This is a genomic window from Segatella copri (assembly GCF_009494395.1).
Classification (GTDB): Bacteria; Bacteroidota; Bacteroidia; order Bacteroidales; family Bacteroidaceae; genus Prevotella.
In genome coordinates, this window is record NZ_VZCB01000052.1 from 79995 (window position 1) to 103353 (window position 23359).

A 23359-nucleotide genomic window follows, 5' to 3' on the forward strand; every position below is an offset into this window, starting at 1 on the left:
AATTCTGTATATCTAATTTTTAAACCTTATTTTATAAATATATAATTGGATTCGTATTAATTTCCGAGATATAGCATTTTGCTTCCGGGAACTGTTCCTGGATTATGCTACGGAAGATTTCGCTGGTGAACTGCTCGCTCTGATAATGTCCGATGACACAAATCTGTATTTCCTGTTCATGACCGAAATACTCATGATAGCTCATCTCGCCCGTGATAAAGGCATCAGCTCCAGCCTGGATAGCCTCTTCCAACAGGAAGGAACCCGAACCGCCACATAGCGCCACTTTGCGGATTGGTCGGCGCAGAAGCTGATTACACTGCACGCACTCTACACCGAATCTTTCACGAAGCAGCAGCACCAGGTCATCAGCAGCAATTCCTTCAGCAAAGTGATTCTTCACCTCTTCAGAAAGTTTGCCAGCCTCAGCAGCTTGCAGAATATCCTCATCCGAGATTTCTCCGATAACTCCATTTCCGCCTTTCACTCCGTCCACTTCCTTTTCACCACCGAAGAACCTGACATTTTCCAGTCCCAGCTTCTCAGCAATCTTGAAGTTCACGCCCCCCGTCGCAGCATCCATATTGGTATGCATCGACACGATAGAAATATCGTTCTTAATCGCCTTGCGCACAGTACGTTGAACGTAGTTTTCATCTGATATTCTCGCCAACTTGCGAAATATCAGCGGATGATGGCTAACGATGAGATTACATCCCTTTTGAACAGCCTCCTCCACCACCTCTTCAGTGACGTCAAGACACAACAATGCCCCTGACATTTCTACCGCCTCTGTCAATCCAACTTGCAAGCCGGCATTATCATATCCTTCCTGCAAGGGCAGAGGCGCGTAATGTTCAAGGGCATCAACTACCTGTTTTATTTTCACGCTCCTATTATTATGTTTTAAAAGACTCATCCTGCCCGCTAATCATTCCCACCGACATGGATTTCGCCTGTTTTTATCATTTTAGATTGCAAAGTTAAGCATTTTTCCTTGATTTTATTCTCATTCCATGCTCCCTTTAATTTTTTTTAATAAAAACTTTTGCTTTTGCATAAAATATTCCACAAAAATACTCGGAAGTTGTAGATTTTTTATTAATTTTGCAAACATATTAGAAATAACAAAAAAAAACAGATAAAAAGCCGAGCCCAAAAAGCCAAGCTTGGAATTTGACTAAAAAGTACAGCTTATGTATCAATCCACATTGCCTTGCGATTTCGCACTCCCAGCAGAATGGGAGCCACAAAGTGCCATCATGCTGACATGGCCACATGCGGGCACCGATTGGAAGCCCTACCTGCCAGAGATAAGCCAGACTTATCTGGAATTGGCAGACATCATTACCCGCTATGAGCATCTGCTTGTAGCTACACCCGACGTGACTGGTATCCAGCTCCTGCTGGAAAACCATCTGAATCAGGAGCAAATGAACCGTATACATCTCTACGAGGTAGAGAGCAATGATACCTGGGCACGTGACCACGGCCCTATTACGATGGTTTTGCGGAAAAAGCAAAACACATGGATGGTGCCAATCCGTATGCTCGACTTCAAATTCAACGGTTGGGGAGAGAAGTTCAGATGGGAAAAAGACAATGCCATCAATCTGAAGCTATACTATATGGCTGCCTTCAATGCCGACATGGAAAACCATCAGGGGTTTGTACTGGAAGGTGGAAGCATAGAAAGTGACGGTAAAGGCACTCTCTTTACCACCTCACAGTGTCTGCTGGCTCCTCATCGCAACCAGCCGCTCGACCATGACAGCATCGATCATCTGCTCAAGACTTTCTTCCATCTTAAGAGAGTGGTATGGCTGGATCATGGCAATCTCATCGGTGATGATACAGATGGTCACATTGATACCATCGTCAGAGTGGCTCCTCACGACACCTTATTATATGTAGGGTGTGATGACCCGGAAGATGAGCAATATGAAGACTTCCAGGCACTTGAAAAGCAGCTTCAGTCGCTTTTCACCTGGGAAGGATACCCGTATCGACTGCTCAAGCTCCCGATGCCAGACCCAATCTTTGATGAGGGTGACCGCCTGACTACAGACAAGGACAGCAAGGGTGACCGCCTGCCTGCCACTTATGCCAACTTCCTGATTCAGAACAAGGCTGTGATATATCCAACCTATAATCAGCCAGCGAAGGACGAAGAGGCACGCAAGCAGATACAACTTGCCTTCCCAGACAGAGACATCATCGGTGTAGACTCACGAACCATCATTCGCCAGCATGGCAGCATCCACTGCCTCACCATGCAATTGCCAGAAGGAGCCCTGAAAGGAGATAGAAATGATTATCCGGAGGCTGCCCAGTGGCAGACATAAAGGGTTGGGCATAAAGTTAGATGTTCGAAATCTAAAGTCCAAAGTAAAGAAGTTCAAAGTAAATAAAGCAAAAAAAGTAAATGAAACTTGGTATTTTACAACAACATAATACGGCAGATATAGCCAACAACAAAACCCGCCTCGCTGAGGGCATTATCGACCTTGCCCATCGCGGTGCGGAGCTCATCGTTCTTCAAGAGCTTCACAATTCTCTCTACTTTTGTCAGGTAGAAGATGTTGAGCTCTTCAATCTCGCAGAACCAATCCCTGGTCCGTCAACAGAATTCTATGGCAAACTGGCGAAAGATCTCGGTGTGGTTATCGTAACCTCACTCTTTGAACGCAGAGCACCAGGACTTTATCACAACACGGCTGTCGTTATCGAGAAGGATGGCAGTATCGCAGGCAAATATCGCAAGATGCATATCCCAGACGATCCAGCCTATTACGAGAAGTTCTACTTCACCCCAGGCGATCTCGGTTTTCGTCCTATCCAGACATCAGTAGGCAAACTGGGTGTTTTGGTTTGCTGGGACCAGTGGTATCCGGAAGCAGCCCGACTCATGGCATTGCAGGGAGCAGAAATGCTCATCTATCCTACAGCCATCGGTTATGCAACCTATGATACACCGGAAGAGCAGCAGCGACAGCGCGAAGCCTGGACCACCGTGATGCGTGGTCATGCGGTAGCCAATGGTCTGCCTGTTGTTGCCGTAAACCGAGTAGGCTTTGAACCTGATCCTAGCGAACAGACTGGAGGCATCCAGTTCTGGGGCAGCAGCTTTGTGGCTGGTCCTCAGGGCGAACTCCATTACCGTGCAAGCGATCAGGAAGAAGAAAGTCTGGTTGTTGACATCGACCTCAAGCACAGTGAGGATGTACGCCGTTGGTGGCCATTCCTCCGCGACCGCCGTATAGAAAACTATGGAGACATCACCAAGAGATTCATAGATTAAAGAGATTATAGATAAATTAAGGTATAGATTTTCAGGATAATGCAGAATTTAGAAGTGATGGTGGTATTGTTCATCATCGTAATTTTAGGCTATGTCGCCTGCAAGTTAGGCTATATGGGCGACAAATTTGACAAGAAACTATCCAGCATCGTTGTGGACATAACCTGTCCACTGCTGGTGCTGTCATCCGTAATGGGGGATGAGTTGCCCGACCGCACGCTCATCCTCCCACTTTTAGGAGTCGGTTTCCTCACCTATATATTATTATTGGTATTTGGCTTCTGGGTACCGCGCCTCATCACCAAGAACCATGATGACCAGGGCATGATAGGCTTCGCCTTGATGTTTGCCAACGTGGGCTTTATCGGATACCCTATCGTATCGAGCATCTTCGGTCCTAAGGCCATCTTTTATGCAGCCTTGCTCAATATGCCCAACACCTTCTTTATCTTTACGGCAGGTGTGATGCTCATCAAGGGCGAATACAGCATCAAGCAGTTCAATCCTAAGGTATTGGTGAGTCCAGCCTTGCTGGCAGCCTTCCTTGCCGCCATCCTGGTAGCATTGGGCGTACATACCCCCGATATCATTGCCCGCCCAGTAACGATGGTAGGCAACGTTACGGTTCCTGCCGCTCTTATGATAATCGGTTCTTCCATGGCAAAACTTCCCGTCAGGGAGATTATCGGAAGTCCGAAGGTATACATTTCTTCTGTTCTCCGCCTAGCAGTGGTTCCGCTGAGCATCTACTTCCTGTTCAAGGCGTGTGGCGTCAACGATTTGGTTAACAACATCAATACGGTAGTCATAGCGATGCCTGTAGCCAGCTTCGGCACCATGTTCTGCCTGAAATACGGTCGCAATCCATCGCTCATCACTGAGATGACTTTCATCACCACCCTGGGCAGCATCATCACCATTCCTCTGATTACACTGCTGTTTTCTTGATTTTTTCATGATAAGAACCATAAAGTTAGGGAAAAATTTCGCTATTTCCTCTTTTTGCACTATCTTTGCAAGTTGAAAAAACTTAAATGGTTATTATATATGATATTAAACAGTCTTCTTAAGAATACCCGCCTGATGTGTCTGGCTGGCTTTCTTGGCAGTACATTGCCACAGATGAACGCAGCCCCGATAGAACATATTGGCGACAGATACATCATGCACGTTTCAGAAATGGAACTTACTGGCGAAGAATCTCTCCTCGATGTTCTGATGATGTGTCCAGAGGTAATCAGCCTCGATGGCAACAACATCATCGGCGGTGATCCCTTTGCCAATCAATATGGCAAGTTCGTCATCCGTATCGACAATCAGGAATACGGACTCGACTATTCTACCCTGCTCCACCATTTCAAGGCTCGCGAGATAGAGAGCATCAAGGTTTGCCAGAATGCAGAAGTAATGAAGGGATGCAGCAGTCTGAAGAAAGTTATCGACATCACTCTCCGCAAGGGCGAAAATGGTGTGAGCGGAAGAGTAGGACTATTTGGTGATACCTACGGCGGTGGCAAGGGAATCGTCAGCGTTCTGAGCCAGCAGGACGACCTGCGCATCCTCAGCCACGTAGAAGGCAACTTCCAACGCACCTCCAATAGCGATAAGGATGCTTATCAGAACCAGAGTTCCAATACCATCAACCATTACTCGCACGAGGGAGCCAAACTCAATGTGCTCTGGACTCCAACCAGCAAGGACATACTCGAAGTGGATGCAATGCAGACCTATACCCGCAATCATTTCACCCATTCACCAGCCGAATATGTACGTGCCTATCATCTGCAGGCAGATTATACCCGGACACTAAGCGAGAATGGTTCCAGCATCCTCTTCACCTTGGGTGCAGAACATATCAGCGACAATGGCAGAACCCAGGAAGAAAGCCAGACCTTCCCTTACCAGAACCACTCCACCTATCCGTTTGCGGTGGTAGAATATGCCACTCCGGTCTTCACCAAAGACCTTTGGATTACAGCAGGTTTTGAGGGCGGTTTGTCTATCGAGAAGAATTGCATTGCTGATTACATCAACCATTCCAACTACGAGGATTTCTATGTCCAGCTGGATTACAATATCGGCAAGTGGGGATTCATGGCTGGTGAGCGATACCGCATCATCAATTTCCGCCCTAAACAGATCAGTTCTGTCAGCAACTGGGAGCATACCACCCACAACCATATCTACTCGTTCAGTACATACTATACCTTCACTCCGGGTCATACCCTGCAAGGCACCTTCTGCCGCCGCATCTTCAATCCGGAATTTGGCGACTTTGTGACTGCGGGAGATATGGAGGGCGCATGGAAGCCTACCTATACCACTAATATAAGGAATAGTCTTGCCAATGTTATGGAGTTGAAATATACCTACAGCAAGCCGAATCTCGTGGTCAGCACCTCGGTGAAGAACATTCACCAGCATCTGATAGACAACAACCACGACAACACATTAGGCATCGGAACCACCGCCTTCTGGCATACCGGCATCCTTCGCCTTACCGCTGGCTTCAATTATTTCTGGGAGCGGGCAGAAACACCAGTGGAAGAGACATCATTAAGAGATACAAGCTATCACAATTTTGCCGTCTTCAAGTTGGCTCCTCAGCTTACCCTGGCAGATGGCTGGCGCCTTACCTCCAATCTCATCTGGTGTACTTACCGTCATACCGCCACTCCAGCCTATACCCCTGCCAATCTCTATGCGGAAGTAGGAGTCTACAAGAATATCGGCAAGCACCTTACCCTGGAAGGCAGATTCCATGATATTGCCAGTCAGCACTTTGGCAACCGTGCTGCTACAATCGGCTGCACCTATTACTTTTAATAGTGATTAATGATTAAAAAAGTCCCCTGATGCTTTGCGGCACCAGGGGACTTTTCTGTTGTTTAATTGATTTATCGTCAGCAAATGATTATTTTCTAATCATCTTCTTTCCATTCTGGATATAAATGCCCTTAGATGGAACATTTGGTATTCTGCGACCGTTGAGGTCATACAATGCAGACTTCCTTGTCTTATTATCTACTGTTACCGAACGGATGCCGGTAGTGGTTTTAACAACAAGATTATAAACAGGTTTTATACCAGGAGATATTGCATAGAACTTAACCCCATCACTGAATGTTGCAACAGGAATCTTTCCACCATCCAGTTCAAGACTACTCTCTGTAACACTCTCATCCATCTTTACGTCGAAATAATAAGGACAGCCCTGCAATGGCTTGCCATTATAGAAGCTGCTAACCCAATTATAAGATGAAGGTGCCTCAATAAACTCAGCCCCTTTGCCTAATTCCGCCTTCACTTCGAATGTACGAGGCTGGAATCCCGTAGCAGGCAAATGTACTTCCGTCATATCAGGTCCGAAGATTTCTACATATTCGTCAGTTCCCTCTTCCTTAGATACAATAGCCAGGTAGTCACCATCCTGTGCATCCACCGAACAAGCTTCACCTAATGGAAATTCGGGGTAATAATATCCAGGTTTTAAGGCCTTAATTGGTTTTGCCCCAAAGACTTCACGGATTTCTCCCTTGGCATTCTTCAAAGCTATCGCTACTTCTCCCGCAAACGAATTCTCCCCCTGACATTGAAGAGGTAAAAGATACAGAGTCAAGTCCTTACCAGCCTTCACATCAGTAACATTCATATTCATCGTTTCCAGATAACCATCAACCTTGATAAATCTCAGATTAGAAAGGACTTCCTTACCGTCAGAAGGCTGAAGTGCAAATACGGCTGCTTGAGATAAATTATACTGCTCTCCCGTAGGCGTTCCCCAGGCTTCCGGATTGAGGGCACCGATGCGATAGAATCCATTACAATATCCACCCCAACCCCAGTTTACGCTGAAGGTTTCATTCTTATAGCCATCAATCACAAAGGAGTGACCCGTATAATAAGACTCAGCACCAGAATAAAGAATAGGACGGTTGGCATCAATCTCAGCACGCAATCTGCCGTTCCAGGCCTCAGCACCAAGATCCTCTATTTTCAGATATCTGGCATACTTACTGTAACCAAAATACTTTTTCAGAGCAGTTACCAGATCTTCCAAAGAAGATGCACTTCCCCCATTGTCATATTGCATATTCACAGCAATACCCAGGTCAGACATCAGTCTGGCAACACCATCAAATGCCTCATCATTGTCACCAGTATACCTAGCAGGCATATTAGCCCAGTCATAATCATGCTCGAAACTTGCGGTAAGGTTCTGACCATTCCAGGTATAGGAATGAGATCCAACGCCCTTTGCAGGATAGCCATGATGTTTCATCACAATAGCACCCGCTGTAGCCACACATCCCGTTACATAATTATTCGGAGTATACTTGTTGAATGGAGCCCCCTGGTTCCATTTCGCCGTATTCAGCAGTTTTTCTCCAGTAAATTCGGCTCTTGTCGAAGTAGTATTTGCCTTATAGTTTTTACCCAATGCAGCAATCTGCTGCTCATAGCTCTTCAGCAAATCCTTCAAACCCTCAGGCAAGTTGTTAGCATCAAACGCCCCCGTTGAGGTATAACCCAAAACAGGTGCCACCGCATCATCGCCGGCAATGATGACAAATCCACCGGCATCATTATTAAAAACATAGTAGGAATCATTTCCCAGAGTAGAGAGAGATGCTGTAGAGACCACTCTGCTCTTAGCCTTTGCCTTCATAGGCATCTGCTTTCCCCAGAAACTGTAGGCTTGCTGTTGAGCCTGCCATTGGCTGATTCGCTTAGCTTGAATAGTTGCCTGTCCACAAACGAGCAACAAAACAAGCATGAGTTGAAATTGTATCAGTCGCTTCATACGCTTAAATATTAAAAGGTTATTACTTTTCTTCTATTTGCTCTTAGAATTACTTTCGATTGCAAATATATAAAAAAAAGTAATACAAAGCAAGAAATAATGCAAGTTTTTTAACGCAAAAGAATCTTTTTCCGTAAAAAGCCACTGTCTACTATACTGCAACAATCGGTAGCCCTATTACTTTTAACAATCTTTTTCTAAATCAGAAGCAAGATTTCCGTTCACTTCTCATTTTATCATCAGAAAAGAGAAATAAAACAAGAAAGGAACAATAAGTATGAGAAAAATTAATTTCAAGAAAATCGGATTGGCTGTAGCCATGCTGCTGTCAGCCTTCACCTTCCAGTCATGCAATGACGATGACGATACCGATTGGAGCCAGGTATTACCAAATGCCCTGGTCACAGTCAAGCAGAATGGCGATGCCTGCTACCTGCAGCTCGATGACAACACCACCCTGCTCGCCCAGAACCTCAAGTCTACCGTTTTCGGCGGCAAGGAGGTACGTGCACTCGTCAACTACTCTTCAACCAATGAGAAGAGCGACCAGTACAATCAGGTAGTGCATGTCAACTGGATAGACAGCATCCTGACCAAGAAGCCAGTACCTTCACTCGCTTCTGATACAGAAAACAGCGAGAAATACGGCAACAACATCGTAGATATCGTCCGCGATTGGGTAACCGTAGCCGAGGATGGCTATCTCACCCTCCGCTTCCGTGCTCTTTGGGGTGGCATGAGTACACATTACATCAATCTCCTTACCGGTGTAAACCCAGAGAATCCATACGAGGTAGAGCTTCGTCATAACGTAAACGGTGACCCACAGAATTACTGGCGTGATGCCCTGGTAGCCTTCAATCTCAACGATGCCCTGCCAGATACCAACGGCAAGACGGTGAAGCTCACCATCCGCTGGCGCTCAAGCCAAGGCTATAAGAAGGTAGATTTCGACTACTGTTCCCGCAAACCTATCATCAGCGGCAAGATGCTGGAAGGCTATAGCGAAGCAGGCGAAATCAACAGAGAAATCAGATAAAAGAGAAAAATTAAAAGAGAATCCCCTGATGAAATCTCCCCCATCGGAGTTCATCAGGGGATTTTTTGTATTTATTACTTACGAATCTTTATCCCTCCTCGTCTCTACGGCCCCTTTGCCACTTGTAATCATTATACAATACCCACAGACCGCCTCCCCCAGAGAAGAGACAGCCCACTACTCCTACTATCTGACAATATGTTTCAGATGGCACCCTACTTGATACTTTCGGATGAAGAAACATATCAATGCCGCCACACGCAAAAATCAGACACAACAGGTAAAACTTAATTTTAATCGATACTTTCTTCCTATAAAAAAGGAAACAAACCAAAGAAATACCTACCATTAACATTAAAAATAATGAAGATATTCTCCCCAAAGAGAATTCTTCATGCCCCGACAACCTAAGGTATAACTTGTATATGGAAGCAGCAACCAATACCAAACCAACAGCATAACTTACCCAAATCACTTTCCGAGTATCTTTAGAATCGAAAAGTGAACCCACGTTCTTCCAATATTTATCCATATCTTTCATAAGCCTTATTCCCAATAATAGTAGTTACTAATCCCGATGCCTTGGATCCGGTTCCGCTACCATTGCCGGCTTTTCTTCCGGCAATTCATACCTCCTGATATGATGATCTTCCAGGAAGATATGGTTCAGCGTAAAGGCCAGCGACTCCAGGGTATTCTCCCTGACAGCCGGCTTCAGTTCGCATTCCCATATTACAATAGTATGCCATCCCATTTCAGCCAGCCGGTGCAGCACCTCATGGTCCCTTTCCCGGTTTCTCCTGATCTTCTCCATCCAGAACCCGGTGTTCGATTTCGGCACCACATAATATTTGCACCCCTCATGTCCGTGCCAGAAGCATCCGTTCACCAGAATACAGGTGCGATATTTCCTCAGCACGATGTCCGGCTTGCCCGGCAACCGCGGATGATTGAGCCGATACCTGAATCCCCTACTCCACAGAAATTTCCTGACAAGAATCTCCGGTTTGGTATCCCTGCCCCTTATTGCCGCCATATTGTTATGGCGCTGTTCTATGGTTAAACGATCAGACATCTTTAATTTATCATCAACATCTGTTTAACATTGCAACATCGCAGCAGGCGTTATGTTCAGAACCTTGCATAGCAATCTAGCTATTTTTAGAGTAGGCTCAGAGCGCCCTGTTACATAATCGTTAATACGTGAAGGACTTACTCCAATTTCTGAAGCCAGTTGTTTTTGAGTCATTTTCTTTTCATTTAAAGAAAGTTCGATAAGTTCAGAAACAGAAGGCTTTCCGATAGGAAAATGTTTCTTTTCGTATGACTCAACAATGTCCGACATTAATGTCAGTTCTATGGCATTCTTATCATTGGCAGGCGTATCGTCCGTTACCAATGGCAGGAGATCTTCTATTCTGTTGAGTGCAAACTCATATTGTTCTTTCGTAATTCTATCCATAATTGTTTTTATTAAATGGTGGAACAATCTATTTTGTCATATTCACTATGTGTTCCGACAAATCTTACGAAGAGTCGGCCTATTGTAAATTTAATTACCACTACCAACCTATACCTGTTTCCTCGAATGTTGAATACGTAATGTTGATTACCTACGTAGTCAGCATCAGGAAAGTCAGTTCTTATATCAGAAAAGTTGCGCCATTCTGCTTCTTCCGCAATCTGGTACCATCTTTCCAGAGCTACTTTTGAGTCTTCTCGCCCAGGGGGCTCGTAAAACTCTTTTAGTTTCCTATGCGAAATAATTCTCATAATTCCATGATTTAAATTTTCATTGCAAAGATATATAGAAATATTGAAATACAATAGTTTCTTCCATAAATATTTTGTTTTTTAGGATTATTTATATAATTAAGCTTGTTTTTCTACTATTTAGCTTCCACCTTTCCCCCACACGGGCTGAAGCTTTATGTTTTGTCTGGAGTTTTAAATCTTTTGCCCTTACAGACCGAAAAGATTTACGTATTTTCTAATATCTCCGCTAAAAAGATTTGCGTATTTTCTAATATTTTAGCTAAAAAGATTTGCGTATTTTCTAATATTTTTGTATTTTTGCATCGCCAAAAGGCATAAAATCAAGAAGTTAAAGATTTCGTAAACAATAGAAAATAAGATGAATAGAATTTTTAAACGAAAAATATATGATAGACTCCTGCAATGGAAGAATACGAGAAAGGGAAAAACAGCCATTCTCGTAGAAGGAGCACGTCGCGTTGGAAAGTCAACGCTGGTGAAGGAATTTGCTCAGAAAGAGTATGAATCTTATATTCTCATTGACTTCAATAAGGCATCCAAGCGAGTTGTTTCACTATTTGACGATTTGATGGACTTGGATTTTATCTTCCTTCAGTTGCAAGCTATATATAATGTTTCTCTCGTAGCAAGGAAGTCTGCCATCATTTTTGATGAGGTGCAGGCGTGCCCTAAAGCAAGACAAGCCATCAAGTATTTGGTGGAGGATGGAAGGTATGATTATATAGAGACGGGGTCTCTTATCAGTATCACTAAAAATACGAAGGGCATTACCATTCCTAGTGAAGAGGAAAGAGTCGCCATGTACCCGTTGGATTACGAAGAATTTCGTTGGGCGATGGGAGATACGGCATCAATTCCTTTACTCAAGCAATTCTTTGATAAACGGCTGATGCTAGGCCAAGCTCATCGAACAAAGATGAGGGAACTTCGTCTATATATGCTTGTTGGTGGCATGCCTCAAGCTGTAAATGAGTATTTGGAGACAAATAATCTCAGTATGGTAGATTTGGTAAAGCGGGATATCATTCGTTTGTATCTAGATGATTTTCAAAAGATAGATCCCTCTCGCAGAATAGAACAGTTATTCTTGAATATTCCTGCCCAGTTGAATCAGAATAGTAATCGATATAAACCTTATTCTGTTGTGGGAAGTGTGGATACGGACAAACTCCAAGGACTACTTCGAGAGATGGAAGATAGTAAGACTGTTTTGTTTGCTTATCATTCCAATGATCCCAATGTAGGGATGTCATTGCATCAAGACAATTCAAAGTTTAAACTGTTTTGTGCAGATACAGGTTTGTTTGTGACTTTGGCGTTTTGGGATAAGTCGTTTACGGAGAACGTGATTTATGAGAAACTGTTGAGTGACAAACTTTCTGCCAATCTGGGCTATATTTACGAGAATCTGGTAGCCCAAATGTTGACGGCGAATGGTAACAAGTTGTTTTATTATTCGTGGGCTAAAGATGCAACGCATAATTACGAGATTGATTTCCTTTTGTCTCGAGGAGCCAAGATTTGTCCGATAGAGGTGAAGTCATCTGGCTATAAAACTCATGCGTCGCTAGATGCCTTTTGCGATAAATACTCTAAGGTGGTGTCACAACGCTACTTGTTGTATACTAAGGATTTGACGAACGATGGAAATACCTTATTGCTGCCATTCTATATGATTCCACTCATTTGATGGTAATATTCTTACGAAGATTTTTGGCAATAGGCCCATTCCATAGAAGATCTTCCTGAGGATTATCTCCCTACCGAAGATTCTTATTATGAATTTGAGCCAGAAGATGTGAACAAAGAGAACTTATCCATAGCAGAAATGAGCGGCAAGAAACTCGACTGGTTCCGCAAGGTCTGTGCAGCGGTACTTTAGATACCTTGCCCCACACGGGCTGAAGGCCCAGAAGCTCCTAGCCCAGGGTAGCACCCTGGGTATAAGCGCAATCCGCCATATTGTTGTGGCGCTGTTCTATGGTCAAACGGTCCGACATACTCTTTATTTACAAAGACTTCTTTTAACGTAACTTAGAAATAAAAACGAGGTCACTCTTACCAGCAACCTCGTTCAAATATTAGTTGAGTTTTAAAATATCCTCCTTGGCAAGCCCTGTATATCTTGCGATTTTATCAATAGGCTCGTTTTCCATCAGCATAATCTTAGCCATTTCTATTTTACCCTCTTTTTTACCTTCTATTCTACCTTCTATGATAGCTCCTTTATATGCAGCAATGTTATCACGCATCACCTTGATACTTTCATCATATTTTTCACGGTCTTCCTTACTGAGTGCAGTGATATCCGCTATCTCAGCCAGTTTCTGGAAGACGGCATTTCTTGCCATAAACGGCATTCTTTCCAATGTACTCATATTCTTTAAAACAAATATCCAACGTTCAAAATCAGTTTCACATTCATCCTCCTCCTTAGTAAAGAGGGGAAGCATAAGATATATCATTCTGAGATTTATGCTCACCCTTCAGGAGATCATTGAGGAAACTAATCAGTAAATCTTTAGTGATTTCCTGTCCAAAGATCAGTTTAAAACCCCAATCAGAAAATGGATTGATAAACTTTCCCATACGCAATCTTATTTTTTTCTGCAAATTTACATTTTTCCTTTGAAAACACAAAAGAAAAAGCCCAAAAACTTGCAGAAAAGAGAAATATTTCATATATTTGCAGAAGAAAAGCTGCACTCGGCAATTTGAAAGCAAGCTTTCATTGCGCTCGTTTGCATTACAAACATTTTAAATTATATAATTATGTTAGGAACTGAACTTCCGCATGTGGTTCAGGCACGGGCTGAAGACCCAAAAGCTCCTAGTCCAGGGTAACACCCTGGGTATAAGCGCAATCCGCCTTGCGCCCTGTAAGGGCAAAAGTTTCATATGTTTAGTCAATATACTCACTATCTTTGAAATATAGTATCCATATGCCATTCCAAAAAGACTTTATCTGGCTTATACTCTTCGGGCAAAACTAATTGCCTATGTTTTATACTACCAAAATATTTTTCGAAATAGCACTTACTTTCTTGCTCCAAAATACGTGGCGAAAGAATAACCTTATATTCTTGATCGAAACCTATCAAACCTTTATCAAAAGCACTATCATAAAGCGAGGACAAACAAATTCCGTTTGAAGGATTCAATCGCTCCTTTTCGTCCACAGCCCAAGGCTTGATATGACTTGCCACTAGAAGTTCGGGAACATCTATACCCGTAAGAGCACACTTCCCGGAATAATTTGAGAGAATAATAGAACGAAATACAGACTGATTTACTCTTGTTTTTATAGCTCTTACCTTATCTTCTCCCTGTAGATTTTCAATACCCTTTAAGGCTGCTTGAAATTTCTCATCTACAGTTGAGTTTTCTAACTTTGCAAGAATTTTCTCACTTTCAAAAAGTAAAGATTCCCGATCATTATTAAATTCATCCCAATAAGGCTGACACTGTTTTTTTCCAGCTTCCAAACCATGTCTTCCTGTAGAAAGAATATACGGATCGCAAGCGGCAAAATTAGTTAACCGCATCGCCACAGAACCTTTAGTTCTACCAATTAATGCAGCTAATTCTTTAACTTCTTTGGTATTTTGGTGTAATTTACCAAATGGAAGTTTATAGTAGAGATTCAGTACAACGATATACTCTTCTCTTTTCCAAAGATTTCTTTTTTCCATAATCAACTTGCGTTTATTACTTTATAATACCTCCACTACCCCAACATCCGCAGCAGCCCAGTCGAGCCTCTTCAGTTCTTCTTTGCTGCACCACTTGCTATCAGCATGCTCCCTTCTCTTGAACCCATCAGCCTCAGCTTTTGGAGTACATAGATAGGCTGTCATAGTTATCGAGAAATCGGGATACTCGTGATTCACGGTCACCAGCTCCTCTCCTACTTCTACAGGATACTCCATCTCCTCCATCAGCTCACGAGTCAACGCCTGTTGAGGAGTTTCACCAGGCTCTATCTTGCCACCAGGAAACTCCCATTTATAGCTGGTATACTCAAACTTTGTCTTGCCTTTCTGCATACAGAGATACTTGCCATCATGGCAAACCACGGCTGCTACCACATTATAATGTTTCATTGTCTTATCTCCTTAAATTATCATTTACTCCATCCACTGGAAATCCTCCTGCAATTCCTGCGGCAACGGATTGTCCATGTGAATATCATACAATATGGAACCATTCGTCGTGGCATCCTTTCTAGGATTCTCTAAATGACCTGTTCCGATATAAGTATATGGCAGAGTGATACCATTCTCAGCACTCACCTTTCTCACAAATACCAATACCCTCTTGGCTGCTCGCTGCAAAACCTCATCCTTGGCAGAAATACGGGCAATACTCTCCCACTGGAAAACATCTGGCGACAAGAATTTGTCATTATACTTCAGATGATCATCCAGCGAGGCATCCTTCTTCAAACCAGCAAAGACATACATATTGCCATTTTTATAGTAAGTGCCATACTGATTGTGCTTCGGATTCTCCAGAATCTTCAAGAGCACCTGGTCCTGACGATAATCCTGCCACAACAGGAAATCCCCAGCCTCATCAGCATACCTTGCCTCATATTGCGTCAAACCATAGTTGAGCAAATCTTGCAGATAAGCCTCATATTCCTGTTCTCTTTCGCCACATAATAGCACTTCACCCTCTTCTTTCTTCACCGCATTTCCATCTTCCAGGAATCGCAAAGCATGCTCCAACTGTTCATGCTTAAAACCAGGAATCTCCTCCTGGATGTTGGCTTCTATGTGAGACAAGGATGTCTCTCCGCTCAGTAAATTCCTAATCACCAAATACTCATGTTCTCTAACCAAAGGCAAAAGACTCGACAGATAATTGATGCAAGCTATCTGCTCTTCTGAGAATACAGGCAAATCCTCTTCCTCTATACCTTTCAAGAAACCATAATAAGAATTGGTTTTCTTCGAACCAATCTTTATCTTCATGAATTTCAACAGATTAGGAGCATAATCACTATTCATATAATCCATATGCGTTGGATAAGATGGAGTCTTCAGATATGCCTTGAAATTCTGATAATCCATCTTCAGATAGTTGATGCGATTGAAATTCTCGCTCTCTATCTTGTCAATGATTTCTTCTTTAGAAAGATCGTCGATATGTATCTCAACACCATAATTGTCCAGACCCAAACTTTTGAAATCATTCCTTACCATAAACTTCAAAAGTTTCTTTTCCAAGATGGAATTTCGGGAAAGACTACCAAGTGCCAAGGCTATATGAACGCTACGCTTATAGCTGTTGCCGATGAAATCGAGTATCGTAACATAAGGCTTGTTGGCATACTTACGAAGTCCTCGACCCAATTGCTGTAAGAAGATGGTACTCGATTCCGTTGGGCGCAGGAAAAGCACCATGTTGACACCAGGAATATCCACACCCTCGTTCAGAATATCTACAGCAAACAGGATTTCCAAATCCCGGTTTTCATCTTGCAAATCATTGTAGGCACGAATACGTTCACCGGTCTTGTTCTTACCACTCAAGAAAGCTGTATGATAATAATCACCCAGATTATCAGCCATCATTCTAGCATGCTGGATGTTTCTACAGAAAGCCAGAGCCTTCAGTTTCTGTCCTTCCATACGATGTTTCTCTATCTGTTGATGGATAAACTCACAGTTTTCCGGTGTAGAAATCTGTGATATCATACGGCGTTCTCCAGAAGCAGTCAAGCCATAATCAACCAGTTCGTCACGAATACCGAAATAATGGAATGGCACAATCAGATCATTGATGATGGCATCACGAAGTCGCAACTCGTATGGGATATTATTGCCGAAAATCTCTACTACATCCTGATTATCCATACGGTTCTCGGTAGCTGTCAAACCCAGCAGGAACTCTGGCTCAAAATAGTCGATGATTTTCCGATAACTGTCCGCAACAGCATGATGACACTCATCGATGATGATATAATCGAATTCCTTCTTATCAAAGAGTTCGAGTGAGCGACACATCGACACATTAGTAGAAAACAGGAAATCTTCTTCTGTTTCCTTTGCTTCCGCATTATACAAGCCGCAAGTTTTAGAGCCACCAAATACCTTTTGGAATGTCTCCAGGGATTTCTTCAAGATAGAACCCTCGTGCACAATATAGAGTAATCTGTCTGGGTTGAAATTGAGCGCATCAAATGCTGCCAGATATGTCTTTCCAGAACCTGTAGCAGAAATCACCAAAGCCCTCTCCTGTCCGATGGCACGGTAACGATTCAATTCACGAAGCGCTTTGCGCTGCATATAGTTAGGCTTGATATCGGAATTCGCCATATCGTAATCCATATCCCAACGCTCTATAGCAAAACTGAGTTTTGTAGAGTAATCCTTGATTCTATCCTGTGATAATTCATAAGTTTGGTTCCAAAGGTTTACAAACTCATTCATTGCATCAAGATAAGCCTCGGTATCACGGTCGCAGTTTACAACCAAATCCCACTCTATGTTTTTCAACAAAGCATAGCGGGTGATATTAGATGAACCAACTATCATCTCTATTCCATCTTCCATCTCAAAGAGATAGCCCTTGGAGTGGAATCCATTGGTAGAATAGTTTTTCTCATCGTGGAAGCATTCATCATCCAGATGGCATTCAAAATTGGGATATCGTGTCAGGCTCATGAAAAAGTTCAAGGATTCTACGTCTGTGAAGTTCTGATAGGTAGAAGTGATGATTCTTCCTTTGGCTCCACGTTCTACGGCAGCCTTGATATCTTTAGACAGGAGTACCAAGCCGGCTTTCTTGATAAAGCTGACTGAGAAATCAAATGCCTTGCAACGACGCAAATTCATCTGAATGGTTGACAGGAAGGTTGTCTCTGTATAATTTGTTAAGAATCTCGATTTCATAAGTCTTGTATTTTGTTTCGAATGCAAAAGTACAAAAAAGAATTCATGCATGTTCCTTTTTCTTATGTTTTCTCACATATTATGTTCATTTTTCTAGAATTTCAATCAACATCTTCTTTCTTACAATGCAAGAATCCGACTTCTTACCATAATATTAAAAGACAATATAAGTTTCGCAATATACATGAAAAAAGTTTTCCTATATTAATGCCACAAAACTAAAAGTGGTCAACTAAAATCGTTAAACCACAGCCCCAAAATCATCACATAAAATGGGCACTCGATGCCCACCGTACGGGCAATGAGTGCCCATCACTTGATCTGTCGATGCCCATCACATGGTCCCTGAGTGCCCGTGTGACGGGCACTCAGGGACCAGCCAATGTGCTGACTTTTCCTGTGTAGTTTCCTATATTTAGTTGACTACATAGTTTCTTATTCCTATTGTAAGTTGACAATTATTTTCTCTATTCCTAATTCTACTTGTCAATCTTCTATCTTATTCCTAGTTAGTATTTACATACTTCATTCTAGTTCCTAATAGAAGTAGACAAAGGACCCACCCCTAAAGGTGGATCGCGGTTTTTACAATTTTGCTGCAAAATTAATCATTTTGACTTTTCCTGATTTCAGTAGACACTTTTTTACTTTATAAACTAGAAAGGTAGACACTTTCAATTTAATAAAACTGAAATAGTAGACACTCTCAATTTTATAAAACTGAAATAGTAGACACTCCTTATTTTTTGTTCCTATTTTTATAGACACAATAAAAAGAATCGTACTATTTTTGTAATTAGGTGGCAATAAGTGGCAATAAAAAACACACTTATTGCCACGCTTTATTTTCTGTAAATCAGATAGTTAACATGCAGCGTGGCAAATGTAGCATTAATATATAGAAAAAAAAGCCCCTAATGCGTTTCTTGCATCGGGGGCTATTTTTCTAGGGGGTACTATCAGATTTTTACAAGAACGCAATGGTCAAACCAGCCATCACGATACTTACCATCGACATCAACTTGATGAGGATATTGAGCGATGGACCCGAGGTATCCTTGAATGGGTCGCCTACGGTATCGCCTACAATCGTTGCCTTATGATTCTCACTACCCTTGCCTCCGAAGTTGCCCTCCTCTATCATCTTCTTGGCATTGTCCCATGCACCACCTGAATTAGACATGAAGACGGCAAGCGTGAAGCCGGCTGCAAGACCACCGGTAAGAAGACCGAGCACACCGGCAACTCCCAAAACCAGACCTACTACGATAGGAATGATGATGGCAAGAAGAGACGGGATTATCATCTCACGCTGAGCACTGCGGGTACTGATTTCTACACAACGACCGTAATCCGGAGTTGCCTTGCCTTCAAGGATTCCCTTAATCTCACGGAACTGGCGACGAACTTCCTGAACCATAGACTCTGCAGCACGTCCCACAGCTCCCATCGTCAGTCCGCAGAACAGGAAGGCAGCCATCGCACCGAGGAAAGCGCCTACCAGAACCTTAGGATTAATCAGGTTAACCTGGAAGAAGTTGATAAAGTCGATGGTGCTTGCATTCGATGGGTCGAAGAGATTTCCAGCAGCATCCACATACTGCTTGCCATTCTCTACGGCACGAATCATGGCTATCTTGATTTCCTCAATGTAAGATGCAAGAAGCGCCAAAGCAGTAAGGGCTGCTGAACCGATGGCAAAGCCTTTACCTGTGGCAGCAGTGGTATTGCCAAGTGCATCGAGTGCATCAGTACGTTCACGCACCTCCTTACCCAGTCCGCTCATCTCTGCATTACCTCCGGCATTGTCGGCAATAGGACCATAGGCATCGGTAGCAAGGGTGATGCCGAGCGTTGACAACATACCTACGGCTGCGATACCGATGCCATAAAGACCGGTACTGATGGACTTAGCAGACATCGACATGTCAAAACCATTGGCACAGAGGAAGCTCAACATGATGGCAACAGAAATGGTTACCACAGGAACCATGGTAGAAATCATTCCCGTTCCAATGCCCTTGATAATCACCGTGGCAGGCCCCGTCTGCGAAGCCTCAGCAATTTTCTGTGTAGGCTTATAGCTCTGGGAAGTATAATATTCCGTAGCCTGACCGATGATGACACCAGCCACCAGACCGCTGATAACAGAGAATGAGAGTCCGAGCCAGTTCTCGATGCCCAGGAGATATAATATAATAAAGGTGGCAACAGCGATAAGACCGGCACTTACATTGGTTCCCAAGCCCAGGGAATGGAGCAGATCCTTCATGGATGCGCCTTCCTTGGTACGGACCAGATAGATGCCGATAAGCGAGAGGAAGATGCCGATGGCTGCAATGATCATAGGTGCGATAACGGCACGGAGCTGCATGTCGCTATTCATGGCAAAGGCGGTGGCACCCAAAGCAGCAGTAGAAAGAATAGAACCGCAATAGCTCTCATAGAGGTCGGCACCCATTCCGGCTACGTCGCCTACATTATCACCCACATTATCGGCAATGGTAGCAGGATTCCGGGGATCATCCTCAGGAATATTTGCCTCTACCTTACCCACCAGGTCAGCTCCCACATCGGCAGCCTTGGTATAGATACCTCCACCTACACGGGCAAAGAGAGCCTGAGTAGAAGCACCCATACCAAAGGTAAGCATAGTGGTAGTAATGGTGATGAGGGCAGTAGACTCACCGGCATACACCGCATTAAGAACAATAAACCAGATGGCAATATCGAGCAATCCGAGACCTACCACAACGAGTCCCATCACGGCACCGCTGCGGAAAGCTATCTTCAGACCCTTGTCGAGACCGGTACGAGCTCCATGAGCCGTACGTGCCGAAGCATAGGTAGCCGTCTTCATACCGAAGAAGCCCGCCAGTCCGGAGAAGAGTCCACCGGTAAGGAAAGCGAACGGAACCCACGGATTCTGCACTTTCAGCACATAAGCCATAAAGGCGAAAACAATGGCAAGCACCACGAAGACGATGGTCACCACCTTGTACTGCTGCTTGAGGTAGGCCATTGCACCTTTTCTAACATGTGCTGCAATCTCTTTCATTCTCTCGGTTCCCTCGTCCTCTTTCATCATCGAACGGAAGAAGAACCATGCCATTCCCAATGCTACAACACTGGCTATCGGGATGAGCCAAAATACTAATGGAATGTTGTTCATAATGGTATGTTTATTTGGTTTGTAAATCTGATTGTCAGTTGTTTTGATTCTGCAAATATAGTTTTTTTATCCGATAACTCCAAATAAAACGGAGGAAAAAAACTTTTTCTGAAAGAAAAATTTGGTAGTTACTGAATAAAGCCGTAACTTTGCATCCCTCAATGACAAAATACAAGAAATAGATTAGTAATTAAAAGCAATATGAATAATCATACAACATCGATTACAACGAATAAGAAACATCATTACCGGGAACTGCTTTCGATAGGATTTCCTATTATTATCGGACAACTAGGAACCATCATTCTGGGATTTGCTGATACGCTGATGATCGGTCATCACAGTACACCCGAACTGGCTGCAGCCGGATTGGTGAACAACATTTTCGGTCTCGTCTTTGTATCCTATATGGGATTTACCTACGGACTCACTCCTATCATCGGCAAGCTTTACGGAGAGGAACGTACCGACTGTATCGGACAGAAGGTTCGCAACTCTTTCTTTGCCAATATGCTGACGGGAGCCATTTTTACGGCTGTTCTCATCCTACTCTATCTCAATCTGGCACATATCGGACAGCCGGAAGAACTACTATCGCTCATCCGTCCCTACTTCCTGGTGAACCTTGCCTCGGTTCTCTTCATGGGTATCTTCTTTACGATGAAGCAATTCCTGGATGGTATCGGAAAGACCAAGGTGGCGATGTGGGCGATGATTGGCGGAAACGTGGTCAATATCCTCGGCAACTGGGTATTGATTTACGGTGTGGCTGGTTTTCCGGAACTGGGTTTGCTCGGAGCCGGAATCTCAACCTTGGTAAGCCGCATCCTCATGGCTCTGGCAATGATGAGCATTGTGATTGTCAGCAAGGAATTCAGAGAATACAGACACGACCTCATCCATAGTTCACTTAATAAGACAGACTTCAAGGAGATGAACCGTCTGGGCTGGCCGGTAGCCTTACAGCTGGGAATGGAATCGGCAGCCTTTACGCTGAGTTGCGTGATGGTAGGCTGGCTGGGTACTATCCCGTTGGCAGCTCATCAGGTAATGATTACCCTCTCCCAGCTCTTCTATCTCGTACTTTCGGGTATGGCAGCAGCGCTGGCAATCCGCGTGAGTCACTTTATGGGACAGAAAGACTATGCTGCCGTACGCCGCAACGCCTACGATGGCTTCCGTCTGAATCTGCTATTCTCTCTCTGCATGGGAATTCCGGTATTTCTGCTTCGCCACCAGATAGGCGGTTGGTTTAATGACAATACCGAGGTACAGGCGTATGTGTCGGTATTGATAATTCTGATGATGGTATATCAGTTTGGCGACGGTTTGCAATATACCTTTGCCAATGCCCTTCGAGGTATCGCCTGTGTGAAGCCGATGGTGCTCTATGCCTTCATCGCCTACTTCGTCATCTCACTTCCATTGGGCTATACCCTCGGTTTTACTTGCGGCATGGGCATACTGGGCATCTGGATTGCCTTCCCGTTCGGCTTGACGATAGCAGGCGAAATGTATCGCAGAAGATTTGAGAAAGAACTTCTGAAAATAGAGCAAAGATAGGATAAGAATATACGATTTTACCACGAAAATGAGATTTTTCGGTTCAAAAGTACATTTTTTATTGTAAAAAGCTTGCTTTATATAGTTTTTTCATATATCTTTGCCCCCAGTTAGATATGAAAAAATACCTAATACTCTGAATCAACAGAGATGAAGGCTTATCAACAAACGACAGTATTAACAATTAAAAAATTAGAGATTATGAAGAAATTATTGGTTATGGCAGCCATGGTGCTGTCTTCAGTAGGTGCTTTCGCACAGCAGGCAGCTGGTACAACAACTATCCAGCCTAAGATTGGTTTGAACGTTGCTACAATCGGTGATAACGACTGGAAGGCAGGTTTCGCTGCTGGTGCTGAGTTGCAGTATCAGTCTACAAGCAACTTCGGTATTGCTGTAGGTGCTCTCTATTCAGTACAGGGCTTCAAGGCAGAGGACGTAAAAATAGGAAATATAACTTATAAGAATGACTACAAATGGAACCCTGGTTACATTAACGTTCCTATCACTTTGAACTACTATCCTGTAGCAGGTCTTGCTCTCAAGGCAGGTTTGCAGCCTGGTTTCCTGGTAAACAAGGATGACATGGAAGATGTTAAGACTGTAGACCTCTCTATCCCAGTAGGTCTCTCTTACGAGTACCAGGGTCTTGTATTCGATGCTCGTTACAACATCGGCGTAACAAAGGTTGCTGAGAACTACGATCACTACAACAATGTAATCCAGATTACTATCGGTTACAAGTTCGCTCTCTAAAAAGCAGCGACTTTAAAATAAGACAAAAAAGAATCCCCGCTCCTCATCA

At 43.5% G+C, this 23359-nt stretch carries 18 protein-coding genes and 1 pseudogene; 8 read left to right on the forward strand and 11 right to left on the reverse strand.

Going from position 1 to position 23359, the window contains the following annotated elements:
* Positions 1 to 31: 31 nt before the first annotated feature.
* The gene (locus tag F7D73_RS06280; protein ID WP_264949758.1) at positions 32 to 889 is read right to left on the reverse strand and encodes a Nif3-like dinuclear metal center hexameric protein; all 858 of its coding nucleotides are present in this window, start codon (positions 887 to 889) and stop codon (positions 32 to 34) included.
* Positions 890 to 1196: 307 nt separating this feature from the next.
* Here F7D73_RS06280 and F7D73_RS06285 point away from each other — a divergent pair, with 307 nt between their 5' ends.
* The 4 genes from F7D73_RS06285 (at position 1197) to F7D73_RS06300 (ending at position 6127) form a co-directional block, all read left to right on the forward strand.
* The gene (locus tag F7D73_RS06285) at positions 1197 to 2345 is read left to right on the forward strand and encodes an agmatine deiminase family protein (protein WP_153123153.1); all 1149 of its coding nucleotides are present in this window, start codon (positions 1197 to 1199) and stop codon (positions 2343 to 2345) included.
* A gap of 80 nt (positions 2346 to 2425) precedes the next feature.
* Positions 2426 to 3301 (forward strand): carbon-nitrogen hydrolase, encoded by an 876-nt coding sequence (locus F7D73_RS06290; protein ID WP_153123155.1) that lies wholly within the window; start codon positions 2426 to 2428, stop codon positions 3299 to 3301.
* Between the two features lie 39 nt (positions 3302 to 3340).
* Complete coding sequence (locus F7D73_RS06295; RefSeq protein ID WP_153123157.1) at positions 3341 to 4249, forward strand: AEC family transporter; 909 nt, start codon at positions 3341 to 3343, stop codon at positions 4247 to 4249.
* Positions 4250 to 4348: 99 nt separating this feature from the next.
* Positions 4349 to 6127 carry a hypothetical protein gene (locus tag F7D73_RS06300; RefSeq protein WP_153123159.1) on the forward strand — a complete coding sequence of 593 codons (1779 nt, stop codon included), beginning with the start codon at positions 4349 to 4351 and terminating at the stop codon, positions 6125 to 6127.
* An 88-nt stretch (positions 6128 to 6215) separates the two neighbouring features.
* Here the strand turns inward: F7D73_RS06300 and F7D73_RS06305 are convergent, their stop codons facing one another.
* Positions 6216 to 8105 (reverse strand): C10 family peptidase, encoded by a 1890-nt coding sequence (locus tag F7D73_RS06305; protein WP_153123161.1) that lies wholly within the window; start codon positions 8103 to 8105, stop codon positions 6216 to 6218.
* Positions 8106 to 8382: 277 nt separating this feature from the next.
* Between F7D73_RS06305 and F7D73_RS06310 the strand changes: the two genes are divergently transcribed.
* Entirely contained in the window at positions 8383 to 9144 is a 762-nt protein-coding gene (locus F7D73_RS06310) for a NigD1/NigD2 family lipoprotein (protein WP_153123163.1), read from the forward strand.
* 88 nt (positions 9145 to 9232) lie between these two features.
* Here F7D73_RS06310 and F7D73_RS06315 read toward each other — a convergent pair whose 3' ends face one another.
* The 4 genes from F7D73_RS06315 to F7D73_RS06330 are packed head-to-tail and all read right to left on the reverse strand — an operon-like array spanning position 9233 to position 10917.
* Entirely contained in the window at positions 9233 to 9685 is a 453-nt protein-coding gene (locus F7D73_RS06315; protein WP_153123165.1) for a hypothetical protein, read from the reverse strand.
* A gap of 27 nt (positions 9686 to 9712) precedes the next feature.
* Entirely contained in the window at positions 9713 to 10219 is a 507-nt protein-coding gene (locus F7D73_RS06320; protein ID WP_153123168.1) for a very short patch repair endonuclease, read from the reverse strand.
* Between the two features lie 24 nt (positions 10220 to 10243).
* Entirely contained in the window at positions 10244 to 10606 is a 363-nt protein-coding gene (locus tag F7D73_RS06325; protein WP_022120483.1) for a helix-turn-helix domain-containing protein, read from the reverse strand.
* An 11-nt stretch (positions 10607 to 10617) separates the two neighbouring features.
* Positions 10618 to 10917 (reverse strand): type II toxin-antitoxin system HigB family toxin, encoded by a 300-nt coding sequence (locus F7D73_RS06330; RefSeq protein WP_153123169.1) that lies wholly within the window; start codon positions 10915 to 10917, stop codon positions 10618 to 10620.
* Between the two features lie 361 nt (positions 10918 to 11278).
* Here F7D73_RS06330 and F7D73_RS06335 point away from each other — a divergent pair, with 361 nt between their 5' ends.
* Positions 11279 to 12610 carry an ATP-binding protein gene (locus F7D73_RS06335; RefSeq protein WP_153123171.1) on the forward strand — a complete coding sequence of 444 codons (1332 nt, stop codon included), beginning with the start codon at positions 11279 to 11281 and terminating at the stop codon, positions 12608 to 12610.
* 391 nt (positions 12611 to 13001) lie between these two features.
* Here the strand turns inward: F7D73_RS06335 and F7D73_RS06340 are convergent.
* The 5 genes and pseudogenes from F7D73_RS06340 to F7D73_RS06360 all read right to left on the reverse strand — a co-directional run bounded on the left by F7D73_RS06340 (position 13002) and on the right by F7D73_RS06360 (position 20991).
* Positions 13002 to 13509: pseudogene (locus tag F7D73_RS06340) on the reverse strand (PD-(D/E)XK nuclease family transposase).
* A 329-nt stretch (positions 13510 to 13838) separates the two neighbouring features.
* Positions 13839 to 14612 carry an HNH endonuclease gene (locus F7D73_RS06345; RefSeq protein WP_153123173.1) on the reverse strand — a complete coding sequence of 258 codons (774 nt, stop codon included), beginning with the start codon at positions 14610 to 14612 and terminating at the stop codon, positions 13839 to 13841.
* Positions 14613 to 14633: 21 nt separating this feature from the next.
* Complete coding sequence (locus tag F7D73_RS06350; protein ID WP_153123174.1) at positions 14634 to 15023, reverse strand: (deoxy)nucleoside triphosphate pyrophosphohydrolase; 390 nt, start codon at positions 15021 to 15023, stop codon at positions 14634 to 14636.
* 24 nt (positions 15024 to 15047) lie between these two features.
* On the reverse strand, positions 15048 to 17819 hold the full coding sequence (locus F7D73_RS06355; RefSeq protein ID WP_194256865.1) for a DUF3427 domain-containing protein: 2772 nt from the start codon (positions 17817 to 17819) through the stop codon (positions 15048 to 15050).
* Between the two features lie 967 nt (positions 17820 to 18786).
* On the reverse strand, positions 18787 to 20991 hold the full coding sequence (locus F7D73_RS06360) for a sodium-translocating pyrophosphatase (protein WP_153123178.1): 2205 nt from the start codon (positions 20989 to 20991) through the stop codon (positions 18787 to 18789).
* A gap of 201 nt (positions 20992 to 21192) precedes the next feature.
* On the opposite strand from F7D73_RS06360, the gene F7D73_RS06365 reads away from it, so the two are divergent.
* On the forward strand, positions 21193 to 22554 hold the full coding sequence (locus F7D73_RS06365; protein ID WP_153123181.1) for an MATE family efflux transporter: 1362 nt from the start codon (positions 21193 to 21195) through the stop codon (positions 22552 to 22554).
* Between the two features lie 201 nt (positions 22555 to 22755).
* Complete coding sequence (locus tag F7D73_RS06370; RefSeq protein ID WP_153123183.1) at positions 22756 to 23310, forward strand: porin family protein; 555 nt, start codon at positions 22756 to 22758, stop codon at positions 23308 to 23310.
* The last annotated feature ends 49 nt before the right edge of the window (positions 23311 to 23359 follow it).